The sequence below is a fragment of the Streptomyces sp. NPDC046303 genome (assembly GCF_055588085.1).
The window spans coordinates 1-22,621 of the sequence record NZ_JBVJFA010000021.1 but is presented as its reverse complement, the minus strand read 5'-3'; the positions used below and the strand labels follow the sequence as shown (position 1 = coordinate 22,621).

The following is a 22,621-nucleotide window of genomic DNA, read 5'->3' as shown; positions in this document are numbered from 1 at the left end:
TCGTCGGGGGCTTCGATGCGCTGGGGTCGATTTTGGCGGGTGGCGGACCCCCATGGTCTCCTGGGGCGATCAAAACGACCGAACCGCTGCACAGGGGACACCACCCAGCTCCCCTGCGCGGCGGTCCGGGCCTGCCTGTCCGACCCCCACGAAGGCGAAGTCATCCATGAGTGACCGCACCTTGACCGAGGCCCCCGCCCCGGCGTCTTCCCGCCACGTCGACGCCGGTGACGAGGGCTACAGCAAGGACCTCAAGTCCCGCCACATCAACATGATCGCGATCGGCGGGGCGATAGGCACCGGCCTGTTCCTGGGCGCCGGCGGCCGCCTCGCCGGAGCGGGGCCCTCCCTGGCGATCGCCTACGCGGTCTGCGGTGTCTTCGCCTTCTTCGTCGTCCGGGCCCTCGGCGAGCTCGTGCTCTACCGCCCCTCGTCCGGCGCCTTCGTCTCGTACGCGCGCGAGTTCATGGGCGAGAAGGGCGCCTACACGGCGGGCTGGCTCTACTTCCTCAACTGGTCCACGACCACTGTGGCCGACATCACCGCCGCCGCGACCTACGCCCACTTCTGGTCGCTGTTCACCGACGTCCCCCAGTGGGTCCTCGCCTTCATCGCCCTGGCCGTCGTCCTCACCGCGAACCTGATCTCGGTGAAGTACTTCGGTGAGATGGAGTTCTGGTTCTCCCTGGTCAAGGTCGCGGCCCTGGTCATCTTCCTGATCGTCGGGATCTGGCTCGTGGCCACCAGCCACGAGATCGGCGGCCACACCCCGGGCCTGTCCACCATCACCGACAACGGCGGCATCTTCCCGTCCGGCGTCCTGCCGATGCTCCTGGTGATCCAGGGCGTGGTCTTCGCGTACGCCTCCGTCGAACTCTGCGGCGTCGCCGCCGGTGAGACCGAGAACCCCGAGAAGATCATGCCGAAGGCGATCAACTCGATCATGTGGCGCGTGGGCCTCTTCTACGTGGGCTCCGTGGTCCTGCTCGCCCTGCTCCTGCCCTACACGGCGTACTCCTCCGACCAGAGCCCCTTCGTCACGGTCTTCGACAAGCTCGGCATCCCCGGCGCCGCGGGCATCATGAACCTGGTCGTGCTGACGGCGGCCCTGTCCAGCCTGAACTCCGGCCTCTACTCCACCGGCCGCATCCTGCGCTCGATGGCCCTGTCCGGCTCCGCCCCCCGGTTCACCGGCCTCATGAACAAGGGCAAGGTCCCGTACGGCGGGGTCCTGTTCACCGCCGCCTTCGGCGTCGCGGGCGTCGGCCTGAACTACTTCATGGAGGAGGAGGCCTTCGAGATCGTCCTGAACTTCGCCTCGCTCGGCATCCTCGGCACCTGGGCGATGGTCATGATCTGCTCGCTCCACTTCTGGCGCCGCGCGAAGCAGGGCCGCGTCGAACGCCCCGCCTACCGCCTGCCCTGGGCCCCGTACACCCAGCTCGTGACCCTGGCCTTCCTCCTCGCCGTCCTCGTCCTGATGTGGTGCGACGGCGGTGTGGGCCGCACCACGGTCATGTTCGTCCCGGCCATCGCCGCCGCCCTGGTAGGCGGCTGGTTCCTGGTCCGCGGCCGCGTCGCGGAACTCGCCGCAGCCCGCGACTGACCATCCCGGCCGCTCGCGGAGCCCCCCGCACACGGGAGGCTCCGCGAGCGGTTTTCGGCGTCCGCACGCCGGGACAACGAAAAGGACCCCGCCGGAGCGGGGTCCTTCTTTTGTGTCCGAGGGGGGACTTGAACCCCCACGCCCGATAAAGGGCACTAGCACCTCAAGCTAGCGCGTCTGCCATTCCGCCACCCGGACAAGGTGTCTGTCTCGCGTCCCTCGCGGGCCGTTCCGACGTGGAAAACATTACCAAACATTCCGGGGTCCTCGATCACACCCCCTCGTGGCCAGGGAGTGCCCTTGGGGAGAACGGTCCCGAGCGGGAGGATGGAGGCAGTTCGGTACCGATCAGTGGGAGGAAGCAGCGTGAGCGAGTCGAGCGCGGGCAGGACCGTCTCCGGCGAGGACGAGGTCGTCGACCTCTGCCGGGACCTCATCCGGATCGACACCAGCAACTACGGAGACCACTCGGGGCCGGGCGAACGCAAGGCGGCCGAGTGGGTGGCCGAGAAGCTCGCGGAGGTCGGGCTGGAGCCGCAGATCTTCGAGTCGCACAAGGGACGCGCCTCGACCGTGGCGCGCATCGAGGGGGAGGACCCCTCCCGGCCCGCGCTGCTGATCCACGGGCACACCGACGTGGTCCCGGCCAATGCCGCCGACTGGACGTACGACCCCTTCGCGGGCGAGATCGCCGACGGCTGCGTGTGGGGCCGCGGCGCCGTCGACATGAAGGACATGGACGCGATGACGCTGGCCGTCGTCCGCGACCGCATGCGCAGCGGCCGCAAGCCCCCGCGCGACATCGTGCTCGCCTTCCTCGCCGACGAGGAGGCCGGCGGCGTCTACGGGGCGCGGCACCTCGTCGACAAGCACCCGGGGCTCTTCGAGGGCGTCACCGAGGCGATCGGCGAGGTCGGCGGCTTCTCCTTCACCGTGAACGAGAACCTGCGGCTCTACCTCGTGGAGACCGCCCAGAAGGGCATGCACTGGATGCGGCTGACGGTCGAGGGCACCGCCGGCCACGGCTCCATGACCAACAACGACAACGCGATCACGGAGCTGTGCGAGGCCGTGGGGCGGCTCGGACGCCACCAGTGGCCGGTGCGCGTGACCAAGACCGTACGGAGCTTCCTGGACGAGCTCTCGGACGCGCTCGGGACCCCGCTGGACCCGGACAACATGGACGCCACGCTCGCCAAGCTCGGCGGCATCGCCAAGATGGTCGGCGCGACGCTGCGCAACTCCGCCGCCCCGACGATGCTCGGCGCCGGCTACAAGGTCAACGTCATTCCCGGCCAGGCGACGGCCCATGTCGACGGCCGCTTCCTGCCGGGCTACGAGGACGAGTTCTTCGCCGACCTCGACCGCATCCTCGGCCCCCGCGTCAAGCGGGAGGACGTGCACGGGGACAAGGCCCTGGAAACGGACTTCGACGGCCGGCTGGTCGACGCGATGCAGGGCGCCCTGAAGGCCGAGGACCCGATCGCGCGGGCCGTCCCGTACATGCTCTCGGGCGGTACGGACGCCAAGTCCTTCGACGACCTCGGCATCCGCTGCTTCGGCTTCGCGCCGCTGCAGCTGCCGCCGGAGCTGGACTTCGCCGGCATGTTCCACGGCGTGGACGAGCGGGTTCCGGTCGACGGGCTGAAGTTCGGCGTCCGGGTCCTCGACCGGTTCATCGACAACGCCTGAGGGACAACGCGCGGGAATCGCAGAAGTGTGCGCAGACCACTGGGAAGAGTGAATGCGCTCATACGCTCGTAGCCCCGGTGATCCCTCCTCGTTACAGGTGGTGCGGTCCGCGGCTGGGACCGCACTTGCCTACTAGGAGGAACAATGATCAAGAAGGTTGTCGCCGCTGCGGCTGCCACCGGTGGCCTGGTTCTCGCGGGAGCGGGCGTGGCTGTCGCCGACGCGGGCGCCCAGGGTGCGGCCATCGGCTCCCCGGGTGTCCTGTCCGGCAACGTCGTCCAGGTGCCGATTCACATCCCCGTGAACGTCTGCGGCAACACGGTCAACATCATCGGCCTGCTGAACCCGGCCTTCGGCAACACCTGCGTCAACGCCTGACGCGTCTGAAGTCTTCGGCCCCGGAGCGCATTCCAGCGTTCCGGGGCCACCGGGCTTTCCGGCCCGGATTCTCACTTTCGGCGGACCAGGCGGGGGAGCCTGGACGTACACACCAGGGGACGAGTACAGATGCGACGACCGGCACAGGCCACCAGGAAGACCCTGATCACCATGGCTGCCGCGGGGGGCGTCCTCGCCATGGGCGGGGGGTACGCACACGCGGACTCCGGCGCCTCGGGGCATGCCGCCAACTCTCCGGGACTGCTGTCCGGGAACAACGTGCAGGCGCCCGTGAACGCGCCCGTGAACGCCTGCGGGAACACCGTGACGGTGGTGGGAGGCCTCAACCCGGCCTTCGGCAACCACTGCTCCAACGGTTCGGACGGGGGCCGGCCCGGGCAGCCGGACCACCCCGACACGCCTGACCACCCGGGGAACCCGGGCGGCCCCGGTCAGCCGGGCGGCGGCGACGAACCGTGCGACGACCACCCCGGTACGCCGGGCAATCCCGGCACGAACCCCGGAAACCCGGGCACACCGGGCAATCCGGGTACGGAGAACCCCGGGAACGGCAACCCGGGGAACGGCAACCCGGGTACGGGGAACCCCGGAAACGGCAACCCCGGCAACCCCGGCCACCAGAACCCCGGCAACCCCGGACAGCCCGGACACCCCGGTACGCCGGGAACGGGCATCGCCCCGGCCACGGGTTCCGTCACGCCCGTCACGCCGATCACGCACCCCGCTCAGGAGACCGGCGTCCCCGGCCCGTCGGCCGCCCTCGCCGCGACCGGCTCCGGTGACGTCCTCACGGCCGGCCTCCCGCTGGCCGGCGGCCTGCTGCTGGGCGGCGCCGTGCTCTACCGGCGCGCCCGCAGCGCCGCCTGACGACGGCTCAGGCGCGGGCCCCGCACGCGGGGCCCGCGTCACCAGGTCGCGCGGACCTGACGGATGATCCGGCGGCGCAGTCGCACACGGCGGCTGCCGTCCCGGTGCAGGGTCAGGCGGTCGAGCTCCCAGTTCCCGTACTCGGCATGATCGGTCAGCAGGCGGGTCGCCTCCTTGCGGGGAACCCCGCGAGGCACGTACACGTCGACGAATTCGTATTCCGGCATCGCATCTATTGTGCGGGCAGAGCCCTGCTACGGATAGCGTCTGCTCTATGTCTGATGCCGCTCTGCCCACTGCTGCCGAGGTACGCGCCGCCGCCGAGGCGGTCAAAGAAGCGCTCGACCGGCACCTCGCCGCGGTCGAGAGCAGGACCGGGGACGAGGATCCCGACGTCTACGCCGCGTTCAACGAACTCGCCGCCGCGGCCGAGGAGTACGACGAACTCCTCTACGACCGCTACGACGAGGTCACCCCCTTCGAGATCCCCACACCCGACGACGGCGTCCCGTACACCGGCCCCGCCGAGCCCCCCGCCTTCAGCGTGCTCATCCGCCGCGACTACGCCGTGGTCGAGCCACAGCGGCTGATCGCCCAGGCCGAGCGGGTCGCCGCGCACGACCGGGACGCCGAACTCGTCCACGACGGCGGCACCGCGGATGCGCTGGGCGTCCTCTTCGGGGAGTACGAGCCCGACGAGATCGCCTCCCGCTACAAGGAGTTCGGGCTGGAGGAAGGCGACTCCACGCTGTGGATCGCGGCCTCGGAGGAGATGGCGGAGCCGGGGGAGTGGCTCAATTCGCCCTTCGGGCACACCGATCCGGAGGACGTCATGCACCGGTTCGACGTCAGCACCGTCTTCGACGAGGAGACCGACGAGTTCGCCGAGGACGAGGACGAGGACGTGGAAGAGGACGAGCCCGCGCGGCCCGGTCTGACCCCGGCCTGAGCGGCGCCCGAACGGGAACGGAAGCGGCCCCCCGCAGTGCGGGGGGCCGCTTCTCGCTACTCCGGCTGCTCGCCCGCCGCCGCCAGGGAGGTCAGCAGGCCCGTCAGCCGGGTCGTACGCGGCTTCGGCAGCACCTCCGCCACCGCATGCGCCAGCGCCTGGTCCACGCCGTGCACCACGGACAGGTGCCGCTCGGCCCGCCCGAAGGCCGTGTACACCCAGTCCCGGGAGAGGGCCTGTGCCGCGTCGCCGGGCAGGACGACCACCACCGCCGGCCAGCGCGCACCCACCGCCTGGTGCGCGGTCACCGCCCAGCCGTGCCGCACCTGGGACTCCACGAGCTCCTTCGGTACGACGAGCGGCGCGCCCGCACGCTCCAGGTGCAGCCCCTGCGCGTCGGCCGACACCACGCGGGCCGGCAGGGCCCGGCCGGGGGACGGCACGTGGACCACCCGGTCGCCGGGATCGAAGCCGCCGAACCGGCCGGGACCCGGGTTCAGCCGCTCCTTGAGGGCCGCGTTCAGTGCCCGGGTGCCCGCCGAGCCGCCGTGGCCCGGGGTGATCACCTGCACGCTGTCCGCCGGGATCCCGAAGGCCCGCGGCACCGACTCGGCCACCAGCTGCACGGCCCGGTGCACGGCTTCCCCGGCGTCGCGCACCGGCACGATGACGACCTCCTTGCCGGGGGCGTCCACCTGGTTCAGTTCCCCGATGCCGACCCCCGAGACCAGCTCGCCGAGCGGTCCGGGGTCCGGGACGCGGGAGACCACCTGAGGACAGGTACGGGCCGCCAGCAGATCGGCGAACACCCGCCCCGGCCCGGCGGACCCGAGCACCGAGGGGTCCCCGGAGAGCACCAGGCGGGCCCCGTCGGGGACCGACTCCACCAGGGCGGCCGCGGTCTCCACGTCCAGCTGCGGCGCGTCCAGGACCACCAGCAGGTCCAGGTCGAACTGCCCGTCGGCGTCCCGGCCCGGCCCCTCCGCCCCGGCGAGCAGCCCGGCGACGGTGACCCCCTCGGCCGAGGGCACGTGCGCGGCCAGGCAGGCCCGCAGCCCGGACTCCCGGGCGGCGGCCAGCAGGGCGAGCGGTTCGGCGCGGGCGGCCTCGCCGCCGGTGTGGGCGACCAGGCCATGGCCCGCGACGGCACGGATCAGCTCGGCGCCGGGGCCGGTGGCCGCCTTCTCCCAGTCCGCCGGGGCGTCGAAGGTGCTGGCGATCCGGGCCAGGCCGTCGGCCAGGCTCTCCTCGGCCATCGCCGCACCCTCCAGGCCCACCAGCACGCGGACGGGCTGCTCCTCGTCCTCCGCGGCCGGCGGGCCGAGCGGCTCGTGGAAGACCAGCACCGAACCCTCGGCGATGGCCGCCTCCAGGGCCTCGTCGGGTTCCGGTACGCCGTACTGGGCCAGCGCCGACCGCAGGACCGGTGCTTCCAGCGCGGTGTGCCCCTTGATCCCGGCCTGGACCAGCAGCCAGCCGACCAGGGCGGCGGTGCGGCGCTCGTCGCCGGGGCCGGCCCCGGGGCCCAGCAGGGCCCGGGCGAAGCCGTCCGCCTGGGTCGGGCGCACCGCGGGCACCGACAGCAGCAGCCAGGGGTTCTCGGCGAGCCGCTCGGCGGCGTCGTCGGCGAGCGCCGCCGCGGCCGCGGCGGCCAGCTCCTCTGGGGCGCCGCCCCGGGCCAGGACGGCCCGTACGGCGTCGACGGTGTCCGCGGCGGGCGCGGCGGCGGCCGGAGCCTGCGCCGCCCTGCGGGGCGGCGGCGGGGGAGCGGAGGCCGCCTTGCGCGGCGCGGCCGGGGCCTCGTCGAAGTACACGGACGGGGGCTTCGCCCCGCTCTCCACGGCCCGTACGGCGGCCAGCAGGTCGGCGGCCTTCCCGCTGAGCTTCGCCCCGGCCTCGACGGGCGCCTCCCGTTCGGCCTTGCGCCGGGCGATCCGCTCCCGCTCGATCTTCTGCGCGGCCAGCTCGGCCTGCGCCTCGCTCAGTTCGGGCGCGGCGGCCGCCGCCGCTTCCCCCGCACTGGGCACCGTGTCCGTGTCCGTGTCGGTGTCGGTGTCGGAGCCGCTGTCGGTGTCGGTGTCGGAGCCGCTGTCGGTGTCGGTTTCGGCGGCAGGCTGCGGCTCGGCCGGTTCCTCCGCGGCGGCGGGGTCGGGTTCGCGGTCCGTACTCACAGCGTGCTCCAGTCCTGATCGGGGTAGCGGTGCACGGGCGCCGACACATCGTCCAGCGCCCGGCAGATCTCCTCGGGAAGACTAAGGGCCTCCACTGACAGAGCCGCCGCGAGCTGCGCCGACGTCCGCGCCCCGACGATCGGCGCGACCACCCCGGGCCGGTCCCGGATCCACGCCAGGGCCACCTGCAGCGGGGTCACCGCCAGCCCCTGAGCGGCCGTCACCACCGCGTCCACGATCCGGCCCGCGGCCTCGTCCAGGTACGGCTCCACCAGGGCGGCCAGCGATTCCGAAGCACCCCGCGAGTCCGCCGGGGTGCCGGCCCGGTACTTGGCCGTCAGGACCCCGCGCCCCAGCGGGGAGGAGGGGAGGAGGCCGACGCCCAGGTCCAGGGCGGCCGGCAGCACCTCGCGCTCGACCCCCCGCTGGAGCAGCGAGTACTCCATCTGGGTCGAGGCCAGCCGGGTCCGCAGCCCCGGGGCCGCGAGCTGCCACGTCGCCGCCTTCGCCAACTGCCAGCCGCTGAAGCCCGCCACGCCGGCGTACCGGGCGCGGCCGCTGCTCACGGCCAGGTCCAGCGCCTGCAGGGTTTCCTCCAGCGGGGTCACCGGGTCGAAGGCGTGCAGCTGCCACAGGTCGACGTAATCGGTGCCCAGCCGGTCCAGGGAGGCGTCGAGCGCGTCCAGCAGGTGCCCGCGCGAGCCGTCGAACCGCCGATGCGGATCGGGCACGCTGCCCGCCTTGGTCGCGATCACCAGGTCCCGGCGCGGGACGAGCCCGGACAGCAGCCGCCCGAGGAGGTACTCCGCCTCCCCGCCGCCGTAGACGTCGGCCGTGTCGACGAGCGTGCCGCCCGCCTCCCAGAACGTCTTCACCTGCTCGGCGGCGGCTTCCTCGCCGGTGTCGCGGCCCCAGGTGAGGGTGCCGAGGCCGATCCGGGAAACGCGCAGTCCGGTGCGGCCGAGATGCCTCTGCTCCATGAGCGCTGAGACTACTGGGGCACTGACGGAAGGGCTCCGGGCGCGCTAGAGTCCCCGCACACGCACGTTACTGATCGGTATATTCGGTAAGGGGACGACACATGCGGCTCGGCATCAATCTCGGCTACTGGGGTGCGGGCATGGACGCCGACAACCTCGCCGTCGCGCAGGAGGCCGACCGCCTCGGGTACGACGTCTGCTGGGCCGCCGAGGCCTACGGCTCCGACGCCCCGACCGTCCTCGCCTGGGTCGCCGCCCAGACCGAGCGGATCGACGTGGGCTCGGCGATCCTCCAGATCCCGGCCCGCCAGCCCGCGATGACGGCCATGACCGCCGCCACCCTGGACTCCCTCACCAAGGGCCGCTTCCGGCTCGGCCTCGGCGTCTCCGGCCCGCAGGTCTCCGAGGGCTGGTACGGCGTCACGTTCGACAAGCCGCTCGCGCGGACCCGGGAGTACGTGGAGATCGTCCGCAAGGCCATGTCCCGCGAGCGGCTGAGCTACGAGGGCGAGCACTGGACCCTGCCGCTCCCCGGCGGCCCGGGAAAGCCGCTCAAGCTGACCGTGCACCCCGAGCGCGAGCACATCCCGCTCTACATCGCCGCGATCGGCCCCAAGAATCTGGAGCAGACCGGCGAGATCGCCGACGGCGCCCTGCTGATCTTCCCGGCCGCCGAGCACCTGGAGGCCACCGCGCTCACCCACATCCGGGCGGGCCGCGAGAAGGCCGGGCTGACCATGGACGGGTTCGACGTGTGCCCGACCGTGCCGCTGGCCCTCGGTGAGGACGTGTCCGCGCTCGCCGACATGTTCCGCCCCTACACCGCGCTGTACGTGGGCGGCATGGGCAGCCGGAAGCAGAACTTCTACAACCAGCTGGCCCAGCGCATGGGCTACGAGAAGGAAGCCGCGGAGATCCAGGACAAGTACCTGAGCGGCGACAAGACCGGCGCGGCGCAGGCCGTCCCGCACTCCCTGATCGACTCCACCACGCTGCTCGGCCCGGTCGAGCGGATCGCGGACGGCATGCGGGCCTACGCGGAGGCCGGTGTCACCACCCTCACGCTGGCCCCGGCGGGCTTCACCCTGGACGAGCGGATCGCCGCCCTGCGGGCCGGCACCGAGGCCATGGAACGCGCCGGCCTGGCCTGACGCCCGGAGCCGGCCGGCCTCGGCGGCCGGCTCCGAAAGGGGGGCCTGCGGCCGTGGTGGGGGCTCGGGGGTCTTCCCCGCCACGGCCGACACACGCGATAACGCGCGGGGCGCCCGCGGGGTTACGCGCCGGCACCCCACCGCCGGTTTCGTTCATTCGGGCGAGCGGCGCGGCCCTTCGGTTGCCGCCCCCCGCGAGCGGCGTTTGACTCGGTGCATGCTCTCTGCCCGCAGCCTGTTCCAGGAGATCGTCGACAACGACGACTCCTTCCAGCTGTTCTGCTCCATCGCCGCCAGCGGGGAGACCCAGGGCGGCTGGGAGAACGCCCGCATCGCGGCCCTCGTGCCGGACGCGATGAGCGACCTCGCGCCCAAGATCACCCGGCACGGCGCCGACGAGGACAAGCACGGCCGGATCTTCAACGCCCTGCTCCGCAAGCGCGGTCTGCCGCCCGTCCCGGTACCCCCGGAGACCGACTACACGATGCTCCTGGAGCGGCGCGGCATCGGCCTCGCGCACGACAAGCTGCGCCGCGAGGAGCCGCTGACCGAGCGCGACATCGTCGTCTACCTCTCGCACAGCCGGGTCACCGAGCAGCGGGCCGCCGACCAGATGGACATGCTGGTCCGGCACTTCGGCGACCACCCCGAGGTCGGCAAGGCCATCCGCATGATCAGCCACGACGAGGACAACCACCTCGCCTACTGCCACGAGGAGTTGCTGCGCCTGGCCCGTGCGGGCCACGGCCGCGCCATCCATCGGGTGCTGCGGGAGAGCGCGCTCGCCGAGATCGGCATCTACCGGGACGTGAGCCTCGCCGTCATGGAGCACATGGGGCGGCTGCTGCACTGGCCCAAACCGAAGGCGGCCGCGCTCGCCGCCGGGATCCGCGGGATGTACGCGTACGAGCGGTTCAGCGGCTGGCACCGGATGGTGGACCTGCGCATGCCCCAGCGGCGCGACGCCCTGGGCGGCGCACCGGTCACCTCCCCCGAGTTCGCCTGAGGCCGCGGCCGGGACCGGCTACAGCCAGCCCCGCCGCTTGAACAACCGGTGCAGGCCCAGGCACGCGCCGGCCATGACCAGCACCACGCCCGGATACCCCAGGCCCCAGCCCAGCTCGGGCATGTGCTCGAAGTTCATCCCGTAGATCCCCGCCACCATCGTGGGAACGGCCGCCATCGCCGCCCAGGCCGAGATCTTGCGCATGTCGTCGTTCTGCCGGACGCCCATCTGCGCCAGGTGCGCGGCGAGGGCGTCCGACAGCAGCCGGTCCAGGCCCTCCACGTACTCGTTCGCCTTGGTCAGGTGGTCGGCCACGTCGCGGAAGAACGGCTGGGCGTGCTCGTGGACGAAGGGCACGTTCCCGAAGGCCAGCCGGTTCATGGGCTGGAGCAGCGGGCTCGTCGCCCGGCGGAACTCCAGCACCTGCCGCTTGAAGGCGTAGATCCGCGAGGCGGTGTTCTTGGTGTCCGAGGCGTTCGGGGCGAAGACCTCGGCCTCCAGTTCCTCCAGGTCGCCCTGGAGCTCGGCCGCCACGTCGATGTAGTGGTCCACCACCGCGTCGGAGACCGCGTACAGCACCGCCGTGGGGCCGTGCTTCAGGACGTTCGGCTCCTGCTCCAGCCGGCGCCGCACGGCGGCCAGCGCCGCCCCCTCGCCGTGCCGGACGGTGACCACGAACGAGTCGCCGATGAAGACCATCAGCTCGCCGCTGGTCACTATGTCCGTGTGGTCGTCGTAGAGCACCGGCTTCAGGACGACGAACAGCGAGTCGTCGTAGACCTCCAGCTTCGGGCGCTGGTGGGCGGTCAGGGCGTCCTCCACCGCCAGCGGATGCAGGCCGAACTCCGTCCGGACGTGCTCGAACTCCTTCTCGGTCGGCTCGTGCATGCCGACCCACAGGAAGGCGTCCCCCGTGGCCCGCGCCTCCTCCAGGGCGTCCGAGAAGTCCGCCGGGCCGTCGGTGCGGCGGCCGTTCCGGTAAATCGCGCAGTCGACAATCACGCGGCGTATTCTCCCCCGCCCGCGCCCCGCCCGCACGTTGCCGGCAGCGCTTAGGCTGGCGCCATGGCCACGCTGATCCTCGTACGACACGGGCGGTCCACCGCCAACACCGCTGGGCTGCTCGCCGGATGGACCCCGGGAGTGGCCCTCGACGAGCGCGGCGCCGAGCAGGCCGCCGCGCTGCCCGGCAGGCTGGCGGGCGTACCGCTCGCCGCCGTCGTCACCAGCCCGCTGCAACGCTGCCGCGAGACCCTCGCCCCGCTGCTCGGCGCCCGGCCGGAGCTGGAACTGCACACCGACGAGCGGATCGGCGAGTGCCACTACGGCGACTGGTCGGGCCGCAAACTCGCCGAACTGGCCGACGAACCCCTGATGAAGGTCGTCCAGCAGCACCCCTCGGCGGCCGCCTTCCCCGGCGGCGAATCCCTGCGCGCCATGCAGGCGCGCGCCGTGGAGGCCGTACGGGACTGGAACGCGCGGGTCGAGGAGGAGCACGGCGGCGACGCCGTCTTCCTCATGTGCTCCCACGGCGACATCATCAAGTCCCTCGTCGCGGACGCCCTGGGCATGCACCTGGACCTGTTCCAGCGCATCCACGTCGACCCCTGCTCGGTGACCGCCGTCCGCTACACGCCGACCCGGCCGTTCGTGTTCCGGGTCGGCGACACCGGGGACCTCGACTCGCTCGTGCCGCGGTCGACCACACCGGACAAAGCCGTGGAAGACGCCGGGAACGCCGTTGTGGGAGGCGGTGCGGGCGCGGTGTGATCGAACGGCGCAGTAGGGTGGACTGGCCCCGTACATGAGCGCCGCCGCCGAGACTTGGAGACTGGACGTGCCCCGTCAGGTGTTCCTCTACGACCCGCCGGACCGCTTCGTGGCCGGCACGGTCGGTCTGCCGGGACGCCGTACGTTCTTCCTGCAGGCCTCCGCCGGCCCCCGCGTCACCAGCGTCTCCCTGGAGAAGACCCAGGTCGCGGCGCTGGCCGAGCGGATGGACGAGCTGCTGGACGAGGTCGTACGGCGCACGGGGGGCAACGCCCCGGTTCCGGCCGTGGCCCCCGCCGAGGCCGCCGACACCGCGCCGCTGGACGTCCCGGTGGACGAGGAGTTCCGCGTCGGCACCATGGCCCTGGCCTGGGACGGCGAGGAACAACGGATGATCGTCGAGGCGCAGGCCCTGGTCGAACTCGACGCCGACTCGGACGAGGACCTCGCCGAGGCGGAGGAGCGGCTCCTCCAGGACGAGGAGAACGGCCCGCCCATGCTGCGGGTCCGCCTCACCGGCGCCCAGGCCCGGGCCTTCGCCAAGCGGGCCCTGGACGTGGTCAACGCGGGCCGGCCGCCGTGCCCGCTGTGCAGTCTGCCGCTGGACCCCGAGGGACACGTCTGCCCCCGCCAGAACGGCTACCGGCGCCAGGTGTGACCGTCATGGGGGAGCGGGAGAAGCTCGAGGAACTGCTCACCAGGGGTGAGCTGACCGTCGTCGGCCGGATCCGCGAGGCGTCCAACGCCGTGCTGCTGTGCAACGTCACGTACGACGGCGTGAGCACCGACTGCGTGTACAAGCCGGTGAAGGGCGAGCGCCCGCTGTGGGACTTCCCCGACGGGAACCTCGCCCAGCGCGAGGTCGCCTCCTACCTGGTCTCCGAGGCCACCGGCTGGGGCCTGGTACCCACCACCGTGCTGCGCGACGGACCGTTCGGCGAGGGCATGGTCCAGCGGTGGATCGAGGTCCCCGAGGGCGAGAGCCCCGGCGCCGAGCTCCTCGCCCTCGTCGAGGGCGAGGAGGCGGGGGACGGCTGGAAGCCCGTCGCGTTCGCCGACGTCGGCAACGGCCGCACCGCCCTGCTCGTGCACGCCGACGACCCGCGGCTGCGCCGCCTCGCCGTCCTCGACGCCGTGATCAACAACGGCGACCGCAAGGGCGGCCACCTGCTGCCCGCGCCCGACGGACGCCTCTACGGGATCGACCACGGCGTCACCTTCCACGCGGACGACAAACTGCGCACCCTCCTGTGGGGGTGGGCCGGGGAACCGCTGACGGACGAGGCCCGCACCGTGCTGGCCGCCCTGGCCGCCGAGCTGGCGGAGGGGGCCCCGCTCGCCACCCGGCTGGCCGAACTGATCACGGCGGTCGAGCTGGCCGCCGTACGGGACCGGGTGGCGCAGCTGCTGCGCACCGGAACCCATCCGCAGCCGTCCGGGCAGTGGCCCTCGATCCCGTGGCCGCCGGTCTGAACCGGCCACCGGGGACACGCACAATTCCGGCCAGACCGCAAGAGTGCCGATCAAGACAACAGTGCAGGTCCGGTTCGTTTCCGGAACATCCGTCCGGTTAGGCTCGAGACATGCATGCCTGGCCCGCTTCCGAGGTCCCCGCCCTTCCTGGCAAGGGCCGCGACCTCGAGATCCACGACACCGCGACCCAGGGGACGATCACCCTCGACCCCGGTCCCGTCGCCCGCATCTACGTCTGCGGCATCACCCCGTACGACGCGACCCACATCGGTCACGCGGCGACCTACAACGCGTTCGACCTCGTGCAGCGCGTGTGGCTCGACACCAAGCGGCAGGTCCACTACGTCCAGAACGTCACGGACGTGGACGATCCGCTCCTGGAGCGGGCGCTGCGCGACGGCCACGACTGGACGGAGCTCGCCGAGCGCGAGACCGCCCTCTTCCGCGAGGACATGACCGCCCTGCGCATGCTGCCGCCGCAGCACTACATCGGCGCCGTCGAGGCCATACCCGGCATCGTGCCGCTGGTCGAGCGGCTGCGGGACGCGGGCGCCGCGTACGAGCTGGACGGCGACGTCTACTTCTCCGTGGAGTCCGACCCGCACTTCGGGGAGGTCTCGAACCTCGACGCCGAGGCGATGCGGCTGCTCTCGGCGGAGCGGGGCGGAGACCCGGACCGGCCGGGCAAGAAGAACCCGCTGGACCCGATGCTGTGGATGGCCGCGCGTCCGGGCGAGCCGAGCTGGGACGGCGGCTCGCTGGGCCGCGGCCGGCCCGGCTGGCACATCGAGTGCGTGGCGATCGCCTTGGACCACCTGGGCATGGGCTTCGACATCCAGGGCGGCGGCTCCGACCTGGCCTTCCCGCACCACGAGATGGGCGCCTCGCACGCGCAGGCCCTGACGGGCGAGTTCCCGATGGCCAAGGCGTACGTACACGCCGGCATGGTCGCCCTGAACGGCGAGAAGATGTCGAAGTCGAAGGGCAACCTCGTCTTCGTGTCCGCGCTGCGGCGGGCCGGGGTGGACCCGGCCGCGATCCGCCTGGCGCTGCTGTCGCACCACTACCGCGACGACTGGGAGTGGACGGACCAGGTCCTCGCGGATGCGGTGGCCCGGCTGGAGCGGTGGCGTGCGGCCGTGTCCCGGCCGGACGGCGTTCCGGCCGACGGCCTGGTCGAGGAGGTCCGCGAGGCCCTCTCCCGCGACCTGGACGCCCCCGCGGCGCTGGCGGCCGTGGACCGCTGGGTGGAGCGGCAGCTCGCCTCCGACGAGACCGACGAGTCGGCCCCCGGCCTGGTCTCCCGAACGGTGGACGCCCTCCTGGGCGTGGCCCTGTAGCGGGCCGCGTCGCCATTGCCGCTGGGGGTGCCCCCAGCGCCTCAAACGCCGGCGGGGCTGGAAGATCCAGCCCCGCCGGCGTTTGAGGCGTGGGGTGTGGGGCGGAGCCCCACGAGGCCGGGCGCAGCCCGGGACGCTTGCGCGGCGGCGCCGCACCCGCACCCCCGCCCCGGCCGGCTAGGCCTCCGGCGGGGTGTCGTCCTCGTCCGGCGGCGCGGCGGCCGGGGGCTGCGGCTCCTCCCCGGAGTCCTTGCGCTTCGGGGGCCGCTGGAGCCCGCTGGAGGTGTCCCGCAGGTACGACCCGTCACCCGGCTCGCCCCCCGCGGCCGCGGAAGGGTCGCGGCGCCGCAGGTACCGCTCGAACTCCCGGGCGATGGCGTCCCCCGAGGCCTCCGGCAGGTCGGCCGTGTCCCGCGCCTCCTCCAGCGTCTGGACGTACTCCGCCACCTCGCTGTCCTCCGCGGCCAGTTGGTCCACGCCCAGCTGCCACGCCCGCGCGTCCTCCGGGAGTTCACCCAGCGGGATCCGGATGTCGATCAGATCCTCCAGCCGGTTCAGGAGCGCCAGCGTGGCCTTCGGGTTCGGCGGCTGGGACACGTAGTGGGGGACCGCCGCCCACAGCGACACCGCCGGGACTCCGGCGTGCGTGCAGGCCTCCTGGAGGATGCCCACGATGCCGGTCGGGCCCTCGTACTTGGTCTCCTCCAGGTCCATCGTCCGCGCCAGGTCCGCGTCCGAGGTGACCCCGCTCACCGGAACCGGCCGCGTGTGCGGGGTGTCCCCGAGCAGCGCCCCCAGGATGACCACCATCTCCACGCCCAGTTCGTGCGCGAAACCGAGGATCTCGTTGCAGAACGACCGCCACCGCATGGACGGTTCGATCCCGCGCACCAGGACCAGGTCCCGCGGCTTGGCACCGCCGATCCGGACCACCGACAGCCGCGTCGTCGGCCAGGTGATCTTCCGCACCCCGTTGTCCAGCCACACCGTCGGCCGGTTGACCTGGAAGTCGTAGTAGTCCTCGGCGTCGAGCGCCGCGAAGACCTCGCCCTTCCACTCCCGGTCCAGGTGTGCGACCGCACCGGAGGCGGCGTCACCCGCGTCGTTCCAGCCCTCGAACGCGGCCACCATGACCGGGTCGATCAGCTCGGGCACGCCCTCAAGCTCGATCACCCAGGTCTCCTTCCGAAGTTCCCTTGTGTACGTGGGTCAGCCTAAGCCTTGATGAGGCACCGGCCACAGCCCACGACAGAGGGGCGGTTCCCCTCGGAACCGCCCCTCTTCCCCACCTGCGCGAGAGCTATGCCTCGGCTATGCCCTGTGGCTCAGCATCTCCTCGACCCGGGCGCGCACGGAGGCGTCGTCCAGGCCGCGGATCGTCACCGTCGTACGACGGCGCAGCACGTCGTCGACCGTCTGCGCCCACTCGTTGTCACGGGCGTAGGCGACCTGCGCCCAGATCTCCGGACCGTCCGGGTGGATGCGCTCGGCCAGCGCCGGGTCCTCGTTCGCCAGGCGGGCGATGTCGAAGGCCAGCGAACCGTAGTGCGAGGCCAGGTGGCGCGCGGTGAGCGGGTCCATCCGCGTGCCGGGCTCGCGGTCCACCAGCAGCCGGTGCGCGACCGCGTTCGGGTTGGCGACACCGGGCAGCGCGATCCGGCGCACGAGGGACTTCACCGGCTCCATGTCCTCGGTCAGCGGGCTCCCCGGGAGCTTGGCCAGCTTGTCCATGACCACGCGGCCGATGTGGCGGTACGTCGTCCACTTGCCGCCGGCCACCGACAGCATGCCGCCCGCGCCCTCGGAGACGACCGTCTCGCGCTTGGCCTTCTCGACCCCGCCGGGGCCGCCGGGCAGCACGCGCAGGCCCGCGAAGGCGTACGTCATGAGGGAGCGGTCCAGGTCCGCGTCCTTCACCGAGAAGGCCGCCTCGTCCAGGATCTGCTGGATGTCCGCCTCGGTGGCGCGCACGTCGCCCGGGTCGCCCTCGTAGACCTCGTCGGTGGTGCCCAGCAGCAGCTGGTCCTCCCACGGCAGCGCGAAGGTGATGCGGTACTTGTCGATCGGGGTGGCCATCGCGGCCTTCCACGGCGACTTGCGCTTCATCACGATGTGCGCGCCCTTGGACAGGCGGATCGACGGCATCGCGTGCTTGTCTTCCATGCGCCGCAGGTGGTCCACCCACGGGCCGGTGGCGTTGAGCACGACGCGCGCGTCCACCCCGAACTCGGTGCCGTCCAGACGGTCCTTGAGCTCGGCGCCGGTGACCCGGCCGCGCGTCATGCGCAGACCGGTGACCTCGGCGTGGTTGAGGACGACCGCGCCCGACTCGACGGCCGCGCGGACCGTCATGACGGCGACGCGGGAGTCGTTCATCTGGTGGTCGTAGTAGACCGCGACGGCCTTGAGGTTGTCCGTCTTCAGGCCCGGGTTGTCGGCGACGGCGCGGGCCGGCGAGATGACCTTGCCCATGCCGTCACCGAAGGCCGAGAGCGCCGAGTACGCGAACACGCCCGCGCCCAGCTTCGCCGCGCCGACCGGCCCGCCCTTGTACACGGGCAGGTAGAAGGTGAGCGGGTTGACCAGGTGCGGGGCCACGTCCTTGGCCAGCACCCGGCGCTCGTGGTGGTTCTCGGCGACCAGCTTGACCGCGCCGGTCTGCAGGTAGCGCAGACCGCCGTGGACGAGCTTGGAGGAGGCGGAGGAGGTGGCGCCGGCGAAGTCGCCGGCGTCCACCATGGCGACCCGCAGACCCGACTGCGCGGCGTGCCAGGCCACCGAGGTGCCCAGGATTCCACCGCCGATGACCAGCAGGTCGTACGTGGCCTTGGCCAGCTGCTCACGGGTCTCGGCGCGGCTCGGGTTCGAACCGGCGGTCGGGTGCGTACCCAGCGCGGGAACGCTCTGCGGGTTGCTCATATCTCTCTTAGCTCCTCGTCGATTGACTCAGCTGGTGCGGTCAGCTGGCGTCTTCGTCGTCGACCCAGCCCATGGACCGCTCCACGGCCTTGAGCCAGCTCTTGTACTCGCGGTCCCGCTGCTCGGCGGGCATCCGCGGGGTCCACTCGGCCGCGCGGCGCCAGTTGGCGCGCAGGGCGTCGGTGTCGGGCCAGAAGCCGACGGCCAGGCCGGCGGCGTAGGCGGCGCCGAGGCAGGTGGTCTCGGCGACCATCGGGCGCACCACGGGGGCGTCCAGGAAGTCCGAGAGGGTCTGCATCAGCAGGTTGTTGGAGGTCATGCCGCCGTCGACCTTGAGGGCGGTGAGCTCGACGCCCGAGTCCTTGGTCATGGCGTCGGTGATCTCGCGGGTCTGCCAGGCGGTGGCTTCCAGGACGGCACGGGCGATGTGCGCCTTGGTGACGTACCGGGTCAGGCCGGCGATCACACCGCGGGCGTCGGAGCGCCAGTACGGGGCGAACAGGCCGGAGAAGGCCGGTACGAAGTAGGCGCCGCCGTTGTCCTCGACGGAGGAGGCCAGGGTCTCGATCTCGGCCGCGGACTTGATCAGGCCCATCTGGTCGCGCATCCACTGGACGAGCGAGCCGGTGACGGCGATGGAGCCCTCGAGGGCGTAGACCGGCTTCTGGTCGCCGATCTGGTAGCCGACCGTGGTCAGCAGGCCGCTGTAGGAGTTGATGATCTTGTCGCCGGTGTTCATCAGCATGAACGTTCCGGTGCCGTACGTGGACTTCGCCTCGCCCTCGGCGAAACAGGTCTGCCCGAACAGCGCGGCCTGCTGGTCACCGAGCGCCGAGGCGACCGGGACGCCGGCCAGGACGCCGTCCTTGACGTGGCCGTAGACCTCGGCGGAGGACTTGATCTCCGGCAGGACGTTGAGCGGGACGCCCATGGACTCGGCGATCTTCTCGTCCCAGGCCAGGGTGTGCAGGTTCATCAGCATGGTGCGCGAGGCGTTGGTGACGTCGGTGACGTGGACACCGCCCTGCGCGCCGCCGGTGAGGTTCCAGATGACCCAGGAGTCCATGGTGCCGAAGAGGATGTCGCCGGCCTCGGCGCGCTCGCGCAGGCCTTCGACGTTGTCGAGCATCCAGCGGACCTTCGGGCCGGCGAAGTAGCTGGCGAGGGGCAGGCCGGTCTCGCGGCGGAAGCGGTCCTGGCCGACGTTGCGGCCGAGCTCCTTGCACAGGGCGTCGGTGCGGGTGTCCTGCCAGACCAGCGCGTTGTGCACCGGCTCGCCGGTGTTCTTGTCCCACAGGACGGTGGTCTCGCGCTGGTTGGTGATGCCGACGGCCTTGACGTCGGCGGCCGTGATCTCGGCCTTGGCGATGGCGCCGGCGACGACCTCCTGGACGTTGGTCCAGATCTCGGTGGCGTCGTGCTCGACCCAGCCCGGCTTCGGGAAGATCTGCTCGTGCTCCTTCTGGTCGACGGCGACGATGCGGCCGTCGCGGTCGAAGACGATGCAGCGGGAGGAGGTGGTGCCCTGGTCGATCGCGGCGATGAAGGGGCCGGTGCTGCTGGTCATGGTGGCTGCTCCTGGGAAGTCCGGTGGGCGAACGGCTTAGACGAACGCGAGGTTGTAGATACCCGCGGCGAGGGCTCCGCCGATCAGCGGGCCGACGACGGGGATCCAGGCGTACCCCCAGTCGGAGCCGCCCTTGTTCGGCAGCGGAAGCAGCGCGTGGACGATGCGCGGACCCAGGTCGCGCGCCGGGTTGATGGCGTAGCCGGTCGGGCCGCCGAGCGAGAGGCCGATGCTGACGACGGTCAGGGCGACGATCAGACCGCCGAGGAGGCCGAGGCCCTTGCCGCTGTCGTTGAGGCCGTAGGCGAGCACCGCGAGCACGAGCACCAGGGTGCCGATGATCTCGGTGGCGAGGTTCTGCCACACGTTGCGGACCTCGGGGCCCGTGGAGAAGACGCCCAGCACCGGGCCGGCGTTCGGCTCCGTCTTCTGGTCGACCAGGCCCGCGTGCTCGGACTTGGAGGCGACGATCTCCGGATCGGTGAGGTGCGCCTGGAACTGGCCGTAGTACGCCACCCAGGCCAGCGTGGCGCCGATCATGGCGCCGAGCAGCTGGCCGGCGAAGTAGACCGGAACGTTGCCCCAGTCGCCGTCCTTGATCGCGATACCGACCGTGACGGCGGGGTTGAGGTGGGCGCCGGACAGGGTGCCCGTCATGTAGACGGCGGTCATGACCGCGAAACCCCACCCGAAGGTGATCGCCAGCCAGCCCGCGTTCTGCGCCTTGGAGCGCTTGAGCACGACTGCGGCGACCACGCCGGCGCCGAGGAGGATGAGTACGGCGGTACCGATGGTCTCGCCGATGAAGATGTCGGAGCTGGACACCCGCGACTCCTTTGTCTTACGTCCAGGGGTGGGCGGACACCGGGTCCCTCCGGTGGTTCCGCGCACTCGGTGAGTGCTGCACCGGTCCTTGGCCTTGCCACACCTTAACGCGTATTGCCGGTAGGTGTTCGACATTGCCGACCGATGAACGGCAGTTTTCGCCTGTGTGAAGAACCCGTCAAGGCCTGGCCAGGTCAAAGAACCGGATCGTTACCACCCGGTGCGATCGACCAAATCCGGCCAATCCATGATCAGTAAATGACAAAACCCACCCAAATGCAGCTCGAGGCCGCCATGGGTGGGTTGAACGAGTCAGGTCAAGCTCAGAACCGGCCCGCTCCGAGGTCGCGTGAAACCGACCGCGCACAGTCCCGTACGGAGGCCACCAGGGACGCCCGCGGCTCGCCGGACTCCCCGCAGACCCGCTCCACGGCCCCCGCCACGGCGACCGCGCCGACCGGCATCCTGCGCCGGTCGTGGATGGGCGCCGCGACCGAGGCGATGCCCTCCCAGGTCTCCTCGACGTCGGCGGCCCACCCCCGCGCCCGGGTCAGCCCGAGGACCTCCTCGAACCCGGCGGGGTCCGTGACCGTGCGCGGCGTGAACGCCTCGCGCTCCACCTCCACCGCCTGCGTGTGCGCGACCGGATCGTAGGCGGACAGCACCTTGCCCAGGGCGGTGGAGTGCAGCGGCTGCATGGCCCCCACCTCCAGCACCTGACGGCTGTCGTCGGGCCGGAACACGTGGTGCATGATCAGCACCCCGCTCTTGTGCAGCACGCCCACGTACACGCTCTCGCCGCTCGCCCGGGCCAGGTCGTCCGTCCACACCAGGGCGCGCGCCCGCAGCTCGTGCACGTCCAGGTAGCTGTTGCCCAGGCGCAGCAGCTCCGCGCCCAGCTGGTAACGGCCCGAGGCCGGGTCCTGCTCGACGAAGCCCTCCGCCTGGAGGGTGCGCAGGATGCCGTGCGCCGTGCCCTTGGCCAGGCCCAGGGAGGACGCGACGTCCGAGAGCCCCAGCCGGCGCTCGCCACCCGCCAGGAGTCGCAGCATCGCAGCGGCTCGCTCGAGCGACTGGATGTTCCGTGCCATGGCGCAGCCTCCTGCTGACGTAGTTCGACAATGACGAACACTATCGGTCGATGCCGACGTTTTGCATGGTGAGGGGTTCCGTACGCACGTTTGAGCCGGTCACCCGCAGGACCGACTCACCCGAGTGGACGCCCCGCCACAGAATGCAGTCCGCCACGTGGGACGCCCTCACCGGGTCAGGTGCCGCCCGGTTACGCTGGCCGCGTGCGCCCCTGAACACAGTGGGGGTGCAAAGCCGACAGCCGTCGCACCCCAGGGAGCTCAACCATGGCCTCGTTGCCGAACCCGTCCGCAGACACCCAGACCCGGGCCGATGCCCTCCGAGAGGCGCTCGCCACCCGTGTGGTCGTCGCCGACGGGGCCATGGGGACGATGCTCCAGGCGCAGGACCCCTCGATGGAGGACTTCCAGCAGCTGGAGGGCTGCAACGAGGTCCTGAACGTCACCCGCCCCGACATCGTGCGCACCGTCCACGAGGCGTACTTCTCGGTGGGCGTGGACTGCGTCGAGACCAACACCTTCGGCGCGAACCTCGCGGCGCTCGCCGAGTACGACATCGCCGAGCGCAACTTCGAGCTGTCGCAGGCCGGTGCCCGCATCGCCCGCGAGGTCGCCGACGAGTTCACCGCCTCCACCGGACAGCAGCGCTGGGTCCTCGGCTCCATCGGCCCCGGCACCAAGCTCCCCACCCTCGGCCACATCACCTACGCCGAGATCCGCGACGCGTACCAGGTCAACGCGGAGGGTCTGCTCTCCGGCGGCGCGGACGCGCTGCTCGTCGAGACCACCCAGGACCTGCTCCAGACGAAGTCCTC

21 protein-coding genes and 1 tRNA gene are annotated in these 22,621 nt (G+C 71.8%); 12 read left to right on the top strand and 10 right to left on the bottom strand.

The genetic code is table 11. The annotated features are described in order from the left end of the window. Positions 1-166 precede the first annotated feature (166 nt). Positions 167-1,606 (top strand): amino acid permease, encoded by a 1,440-nt coding sequence (locus ACZ6I1_RS22250; protein WP_469289707.1) that lies wholly within the window; start codon positions 167-169, stop codon positions 1,604-1,606. A 113-nt stretch (positions 1,607-1,719) separates the two neighbouring features. Here the strand turns inward: ACZ6I1_RS22250 and ACZ6I1_RS22245 are convergent. Continuing rightward, positions 1,720-1,804 (bottom strand) — tRNA-Leu (locus tag ACZ6I1_RS22245). Positions 1,805-1,972: 168 nt separating this feature from the next. Between ACZ6I1_RS22245 and ACZ6I1_RS22240 the strand changes: the two genes are divergently transcribed. The 3 genes from ACZ6I1_RS22240 (at position 1,973) to ACZ6I1_RS22230 (ending at position 4,564) form a co-directional block, all read left to right on the top strand. Then, positions 1,973-3,298 (top strand): M20/M25/M40 family metallo-hydrolase, encoded by a 1,326-nt coding sequence (locus ACZ6I1_RS22240; RefSeq protein WP_361762124.1) that lies wholly within the window; start codon positions 1,973-1,975, stop codon positions 3,296-3,298. A 144-nt stretch (positions 3,299-3,442) separates the two neighbouring features. Beyond that, positions 3,443-3,676 (top strand): chaplin, encoded by a 234-nt coding sequence (locus ACZ6I1_RS22235; RefSeq protein ID WP_469289705.1) that lies wholly within the window; start codon positions 3,443-3,445, stop codon positions 3,674-3,676. Between the two features lie 129 nt (positions 3,677-3,805). Next, a complete protein-coding gene (locus tag ACZ6I1_RS22230; protein ID WP_469289703.1) occupies positions 3,806-4,564 on the top strand; it encodes a chaplin in 759 nt (252 codons plus the stop codon). Positions 4,565-4,602: 38 nt separating this feature from the next. On the opposite strand, the gene ACZ6I1_RS22225 is transcribed toward ACZ6I1_RS22230, so the two are convergent. Then, positions 4,603-4,791: a DUF5703 family protein gene (locus tag ACZ6I1_RS22225; protein WP_031146791.1), complete on the bottom strand. Its 189-nt coding sequence runs from the start codon at positions 4,789-4,791 to the stop codon at positions 4,603-4,605. A gap of 47 nt (positions 4,792-4,838) precedes the next feature. On the opposite strand from ACZ6I1_RS22225, the gene ACZ6I1_RS22220 reads away from it, so the two are divergent. Further along, positions 4,839-5,513, top strand: a complete 675-nt coding sequence (locus ACZ6I1_RS22220; protein WP_469289701.1) for a hypothetical protein — start codon at positions 4,839-4,841, stop codon at positions 5,511-5,513. A 56-nt stretch (positions 5,514-5,569) separates the two neighbouring features. On the opposite strand, the gene ACZ6I1_RS22215 is transcribed toward ACZ6I1_RS22220, so the two are convergent. Further along, the gene (locus ACZ6I1_RS22215; protein ID WP_469289700.1) at positions 5,570-7,684 is read right to left on the bottom strand and encodes a helix-hairpin-helix domain-containing protein; all 2,115 of its coding nucleotides are present in this window, start codon (positions 7,682-7,684) and stop codon (positions 5,570-5,572) included. Next, a complete protein-coding gene (locus ACZ6I1_RS22210) occupies positions 7,681-8,664 on the bottom strand; it encodes an aldo/keto reductase (protein ID WP_469289698.1) in 984 nt (327 codons plus the stop codon). Before ACZ6I1_RS22210 ends, ACZ6I1_RS22215 begins: the two co-directional genes overlap by 4 nt. Before the next feature lie 101 nt (positions 8,665-8,765). Between ACZ6I1_RS22210 and ACZ6I1_RS22205 the strand changes: the two genes are divergently transcribed. Both ACZ6I1_RS22205 and ACZ6I1_RS22200 read left to right on the top strand, forming a co-directional pair. After that, on the top strand, positions 8,766-9,815 hold the full coding sequence (locus ACZ6I1_RS22205) for an LLM class F420-dependent oxidoreductase (protein WP_469289697.1): 1,050 nt from the start codon (positions 8,766-8,768) through the stop codon (positions 9,813-9,815). Positions 9,816-10,032: 217 nt separating this feature from the next. Next, entirely contained in the window at positions 10,033-10,821 is a 789-nt protein-coding gene (locus ACZ6I1_RS22200) for a ferritin-like domain-containing protein (protein ID WP_469289695.1), read from the top strand. 18 nt (positions 10,822-10,839) lie between these two features. Here the strand turns inward: ACZ6I1_RS22200 and ACZ6I1_RS22195 are convergent, their stop codons facing one another. Then, positions 10,840-11,832 carry a magnesium and cobalt transport protein CorA gene (locus tag ACZ6I1_RS22195; protein ID WP_469289890.1) on the bottom strand — a complete coding sequence of 331 codons (993 nt, stop codon included), beginning with the start codon at positions 11,830-11,832 and terminating at the stop codon, positions 10,840-10,842. A 54-nt stretch (positions 11,833-11,886) separates the two neighbouring features. Here ACZ6I1_RS22195 and ACZ6I1_RS22190 point away from each other — a divergent pair, with 54 nt between their 5' ends. From ACZ6I1_RS22190 to mshC, 4 genes are all read left to right on the top strand, one after another. After that, complete coding sequence (locus ACZ6I1_RS22190) at positions 11,887-12,591, top strand: histidine phosphatase family protein (protein WP_469289693.1); 705 nt, start codon at positions 11,887-11,889, stop codon at positions 12,589-12,591. Positions 12,592-12,658: 67 nt separating this feature from the next. Beyond that, entirely contained in the window at positions 12,659-13,249 is a 591-nt protein-coding gene (locus tag ACZ6I1_RS22185) for a DUF3090 domain-containing protein (RefSeq protein ID WP_362595049.1), read from the top strand. Beyond that, on the top strand, positions 13,213-14,064 hold the full coding sequence (locus ACZ6I1_RS22180) for an SCO1664 family protein (protein ID WP_469289888.1): 852 nt from the start codon (positions 13,213-13,215) through the stop codon (positions 14,062-14,064). Before ACZ6I1_RS22185 ends, ACZ6I1_RS22180 begins: the two co-directional genes overlap by 37 nt. A gap of 110 nt (positions 14,065-14,174) precedes the next feature. Next, on the top strand, positions 14,175-15,404 hold the full coding sequence (mshC, locus tag ACZ6I1_RS22175; RefSeq protein ID WP_469289691.1) for a cysteine--1-D-myo-inosityl 2-amino-2-deoxy-alpha-D-glucopyranoside ligase: 1,230 nt from the start codon (positions 14,175-14,177) through the stop codon (positions 15,402-15,404). A gap of 177 nt (positions 15,405-15,581) precedes the next feature. Here the strand turns inward: mshC and ACZ6I1_RS22170 are convergent, their stop codons facing one another. The 5 genes from ACZ6I1_RS22170 to ACZ6I1_RS22150 form a co-directional block, all read right to left on the bottom strand. Next, complete coding sequence (locus tag ACZ6I1_RS22170; RefSeq protein ID WP_469289690.1) at positions 15,582-16,577, bottom strand: PAC2 family protein; 996 nt, start codon at positions 16,575-16,577, stop codon at positions 15,582-15,584. 138 nt (positions 16,578-16,715) lie between these two features. Continuing rightward, complete coding sequence (locus tag ACZ6I1_RS22165) at positions 16,716-18,323, bottom strand: glycerol-3-phosphate dehydrogenase/oxidase (RefSeq protein WP_469289688.1); 1,608 nt, start codon at positions 18,321-18,323, stop codon at positions 16,716-16,718. A gap of 40 nt (positions 18,324-18,363) precedes the next feature. Continuing rightward, positions 18,364-19,890 carry a glycerol kinase GlpK gene (gene glpK / locus ACZ6I1_RS22160; RefSeq protein WP_469289686.1) on the bottom strand — a complete coding sequence of 509 codons (1,527 nt, stop codon included), beginning with the start codon at positions 19,888-19,890 and terminating at the stop codon, positions 18,364-18,366. Between the two features lie 36 nt (positions 19,891-19,926). After that, on the bottom strand, positions 19,927-20,715 hold the full coding sequence (locus tag ACZ6I1_RS22155) for an MIP/aquaporin family protein (protein ID WP_469289684.1): 789 nt from the start codon (positions 20,713-20,715) through the stop codon (positions 19,927-19,929). Between the two features lie 323 nt (positions 20,716-21,038). Beyond that, positions 21,039-21,806 carry an IclR family transcriptional regulator gene (locus tag ACZ6I1_RS22150; protein ID WP_469289683.1) on the bottom strand — a complete coding sequence of 256 codons (768 nt, stop codon included), beginning with the start codon at positions 21,804-21,806 and terminating at the stop codon, positions 21,039-21,041. Between the two features lie 267 nt (positions 21,807-22,073). On the opposite strand from ACZ6I1_RS22150, the gene ACZ6I1_RS22145 reads away from it, so the two are divergent. Next, positions 22,074-22,621 (top strand): homocysteine S-methyltransferase family protein (locus ACZ6I1_RS22145; RefSeq protein WP_469289681.1); only part of this gene is annotated, 548 nt, incomplete at its 3' end.

Coding starts and splice junctions, on each gene's coding strand:
- ACZ6I1_RS22250 (WP_469289707.1), top strand. CDS start 167: ATGAGTGACCGCACCTTGACCGAGGCCCCCGCCCCGGCGTCTTCCCGC.
- ACZ6I1_RS22235 (WP_469289705.1), top strand. CDS start 3,443: ATGATCAAGAAGGTTGTCGCCGCTGCGGCTGCCACCGGTGGCCTGGTT.
- ACZ6I1_RS22230 (WP_469289703.1), top strand. CDS start 3,806: ATGCGACGACCGGCACAGGCCACCAGGAAGACCCTGATCACCATGGCT.
- ACZ6I1_RS22225 (WP_031146791.1), bottom strand. CDS start 4,791: ATGCCGGAATACGAATTCGTCGACGTGTACGTGCCTCGCGGGGTTCCC.
- ACZ6I1_RS22220 (WP_469289701.1), top strand. CDS start 4,839: ATGTCTGATGCCGCTCTGCCCACTGCTGCCGAGGTACGCGCCGCCGCC.
- ACZ6I1_RS22210 (WP_469289698.1), bottom strand. CDS start 8,664: ATGGAGCAGAGGCATCTCGGCCGCACCGGACTGCGCGTTTCCCGGATC.
- ACZ6I1_RS22205 (WP_469289697.1), top strand. CDS start 8,766: ATGCGGCTCGGCATCAATCTCGGCTACTGGGGTGCGGGCATGGACGCC.
- ACZ6I1_RS22200 (WP_469289695.1), top strand. CDS start 10,033: ATGCTCTCTGCCCGCAGCCTGTTCCAGGAGATCGTCGACAACGACGAC.
- ACZ6I1_RS22190 (WP_469289693.1), top strand. CDS start 11,887: ATGGCCACGCTGATCCTCGTACGACACGGGCGGTCCACCGCCAACACC.
- mshC (WP_469289691.1), top strand. CDS start 14,175: ATGCATGCCTGGCCCGCTTCCGAGGTCCCCGCCCTTCCTGGCAAGGGC.
- ACZ6I1_RS22165 (WP_469289688.1), bottom strand. CDS start 18,323: ATGAGCAACCCGCAGAGCGTTCCCGCGCTGGGTACGCACCCGACCGCC.
- glpK (WP_469289686.1), bottom strand. CDS start 19,890: ATGACCAGCAGCACCGGCCCCTTCATCGCCGCGATCGACCAGGGCACC.
- ACZ6I1_RS22150 (WP_469289683.1), bottom strand. CDS start 21,806: ATGGCACGGAACATCCAGTCGCTCGAGCGAGCCGCTGCGATGCTGCGA.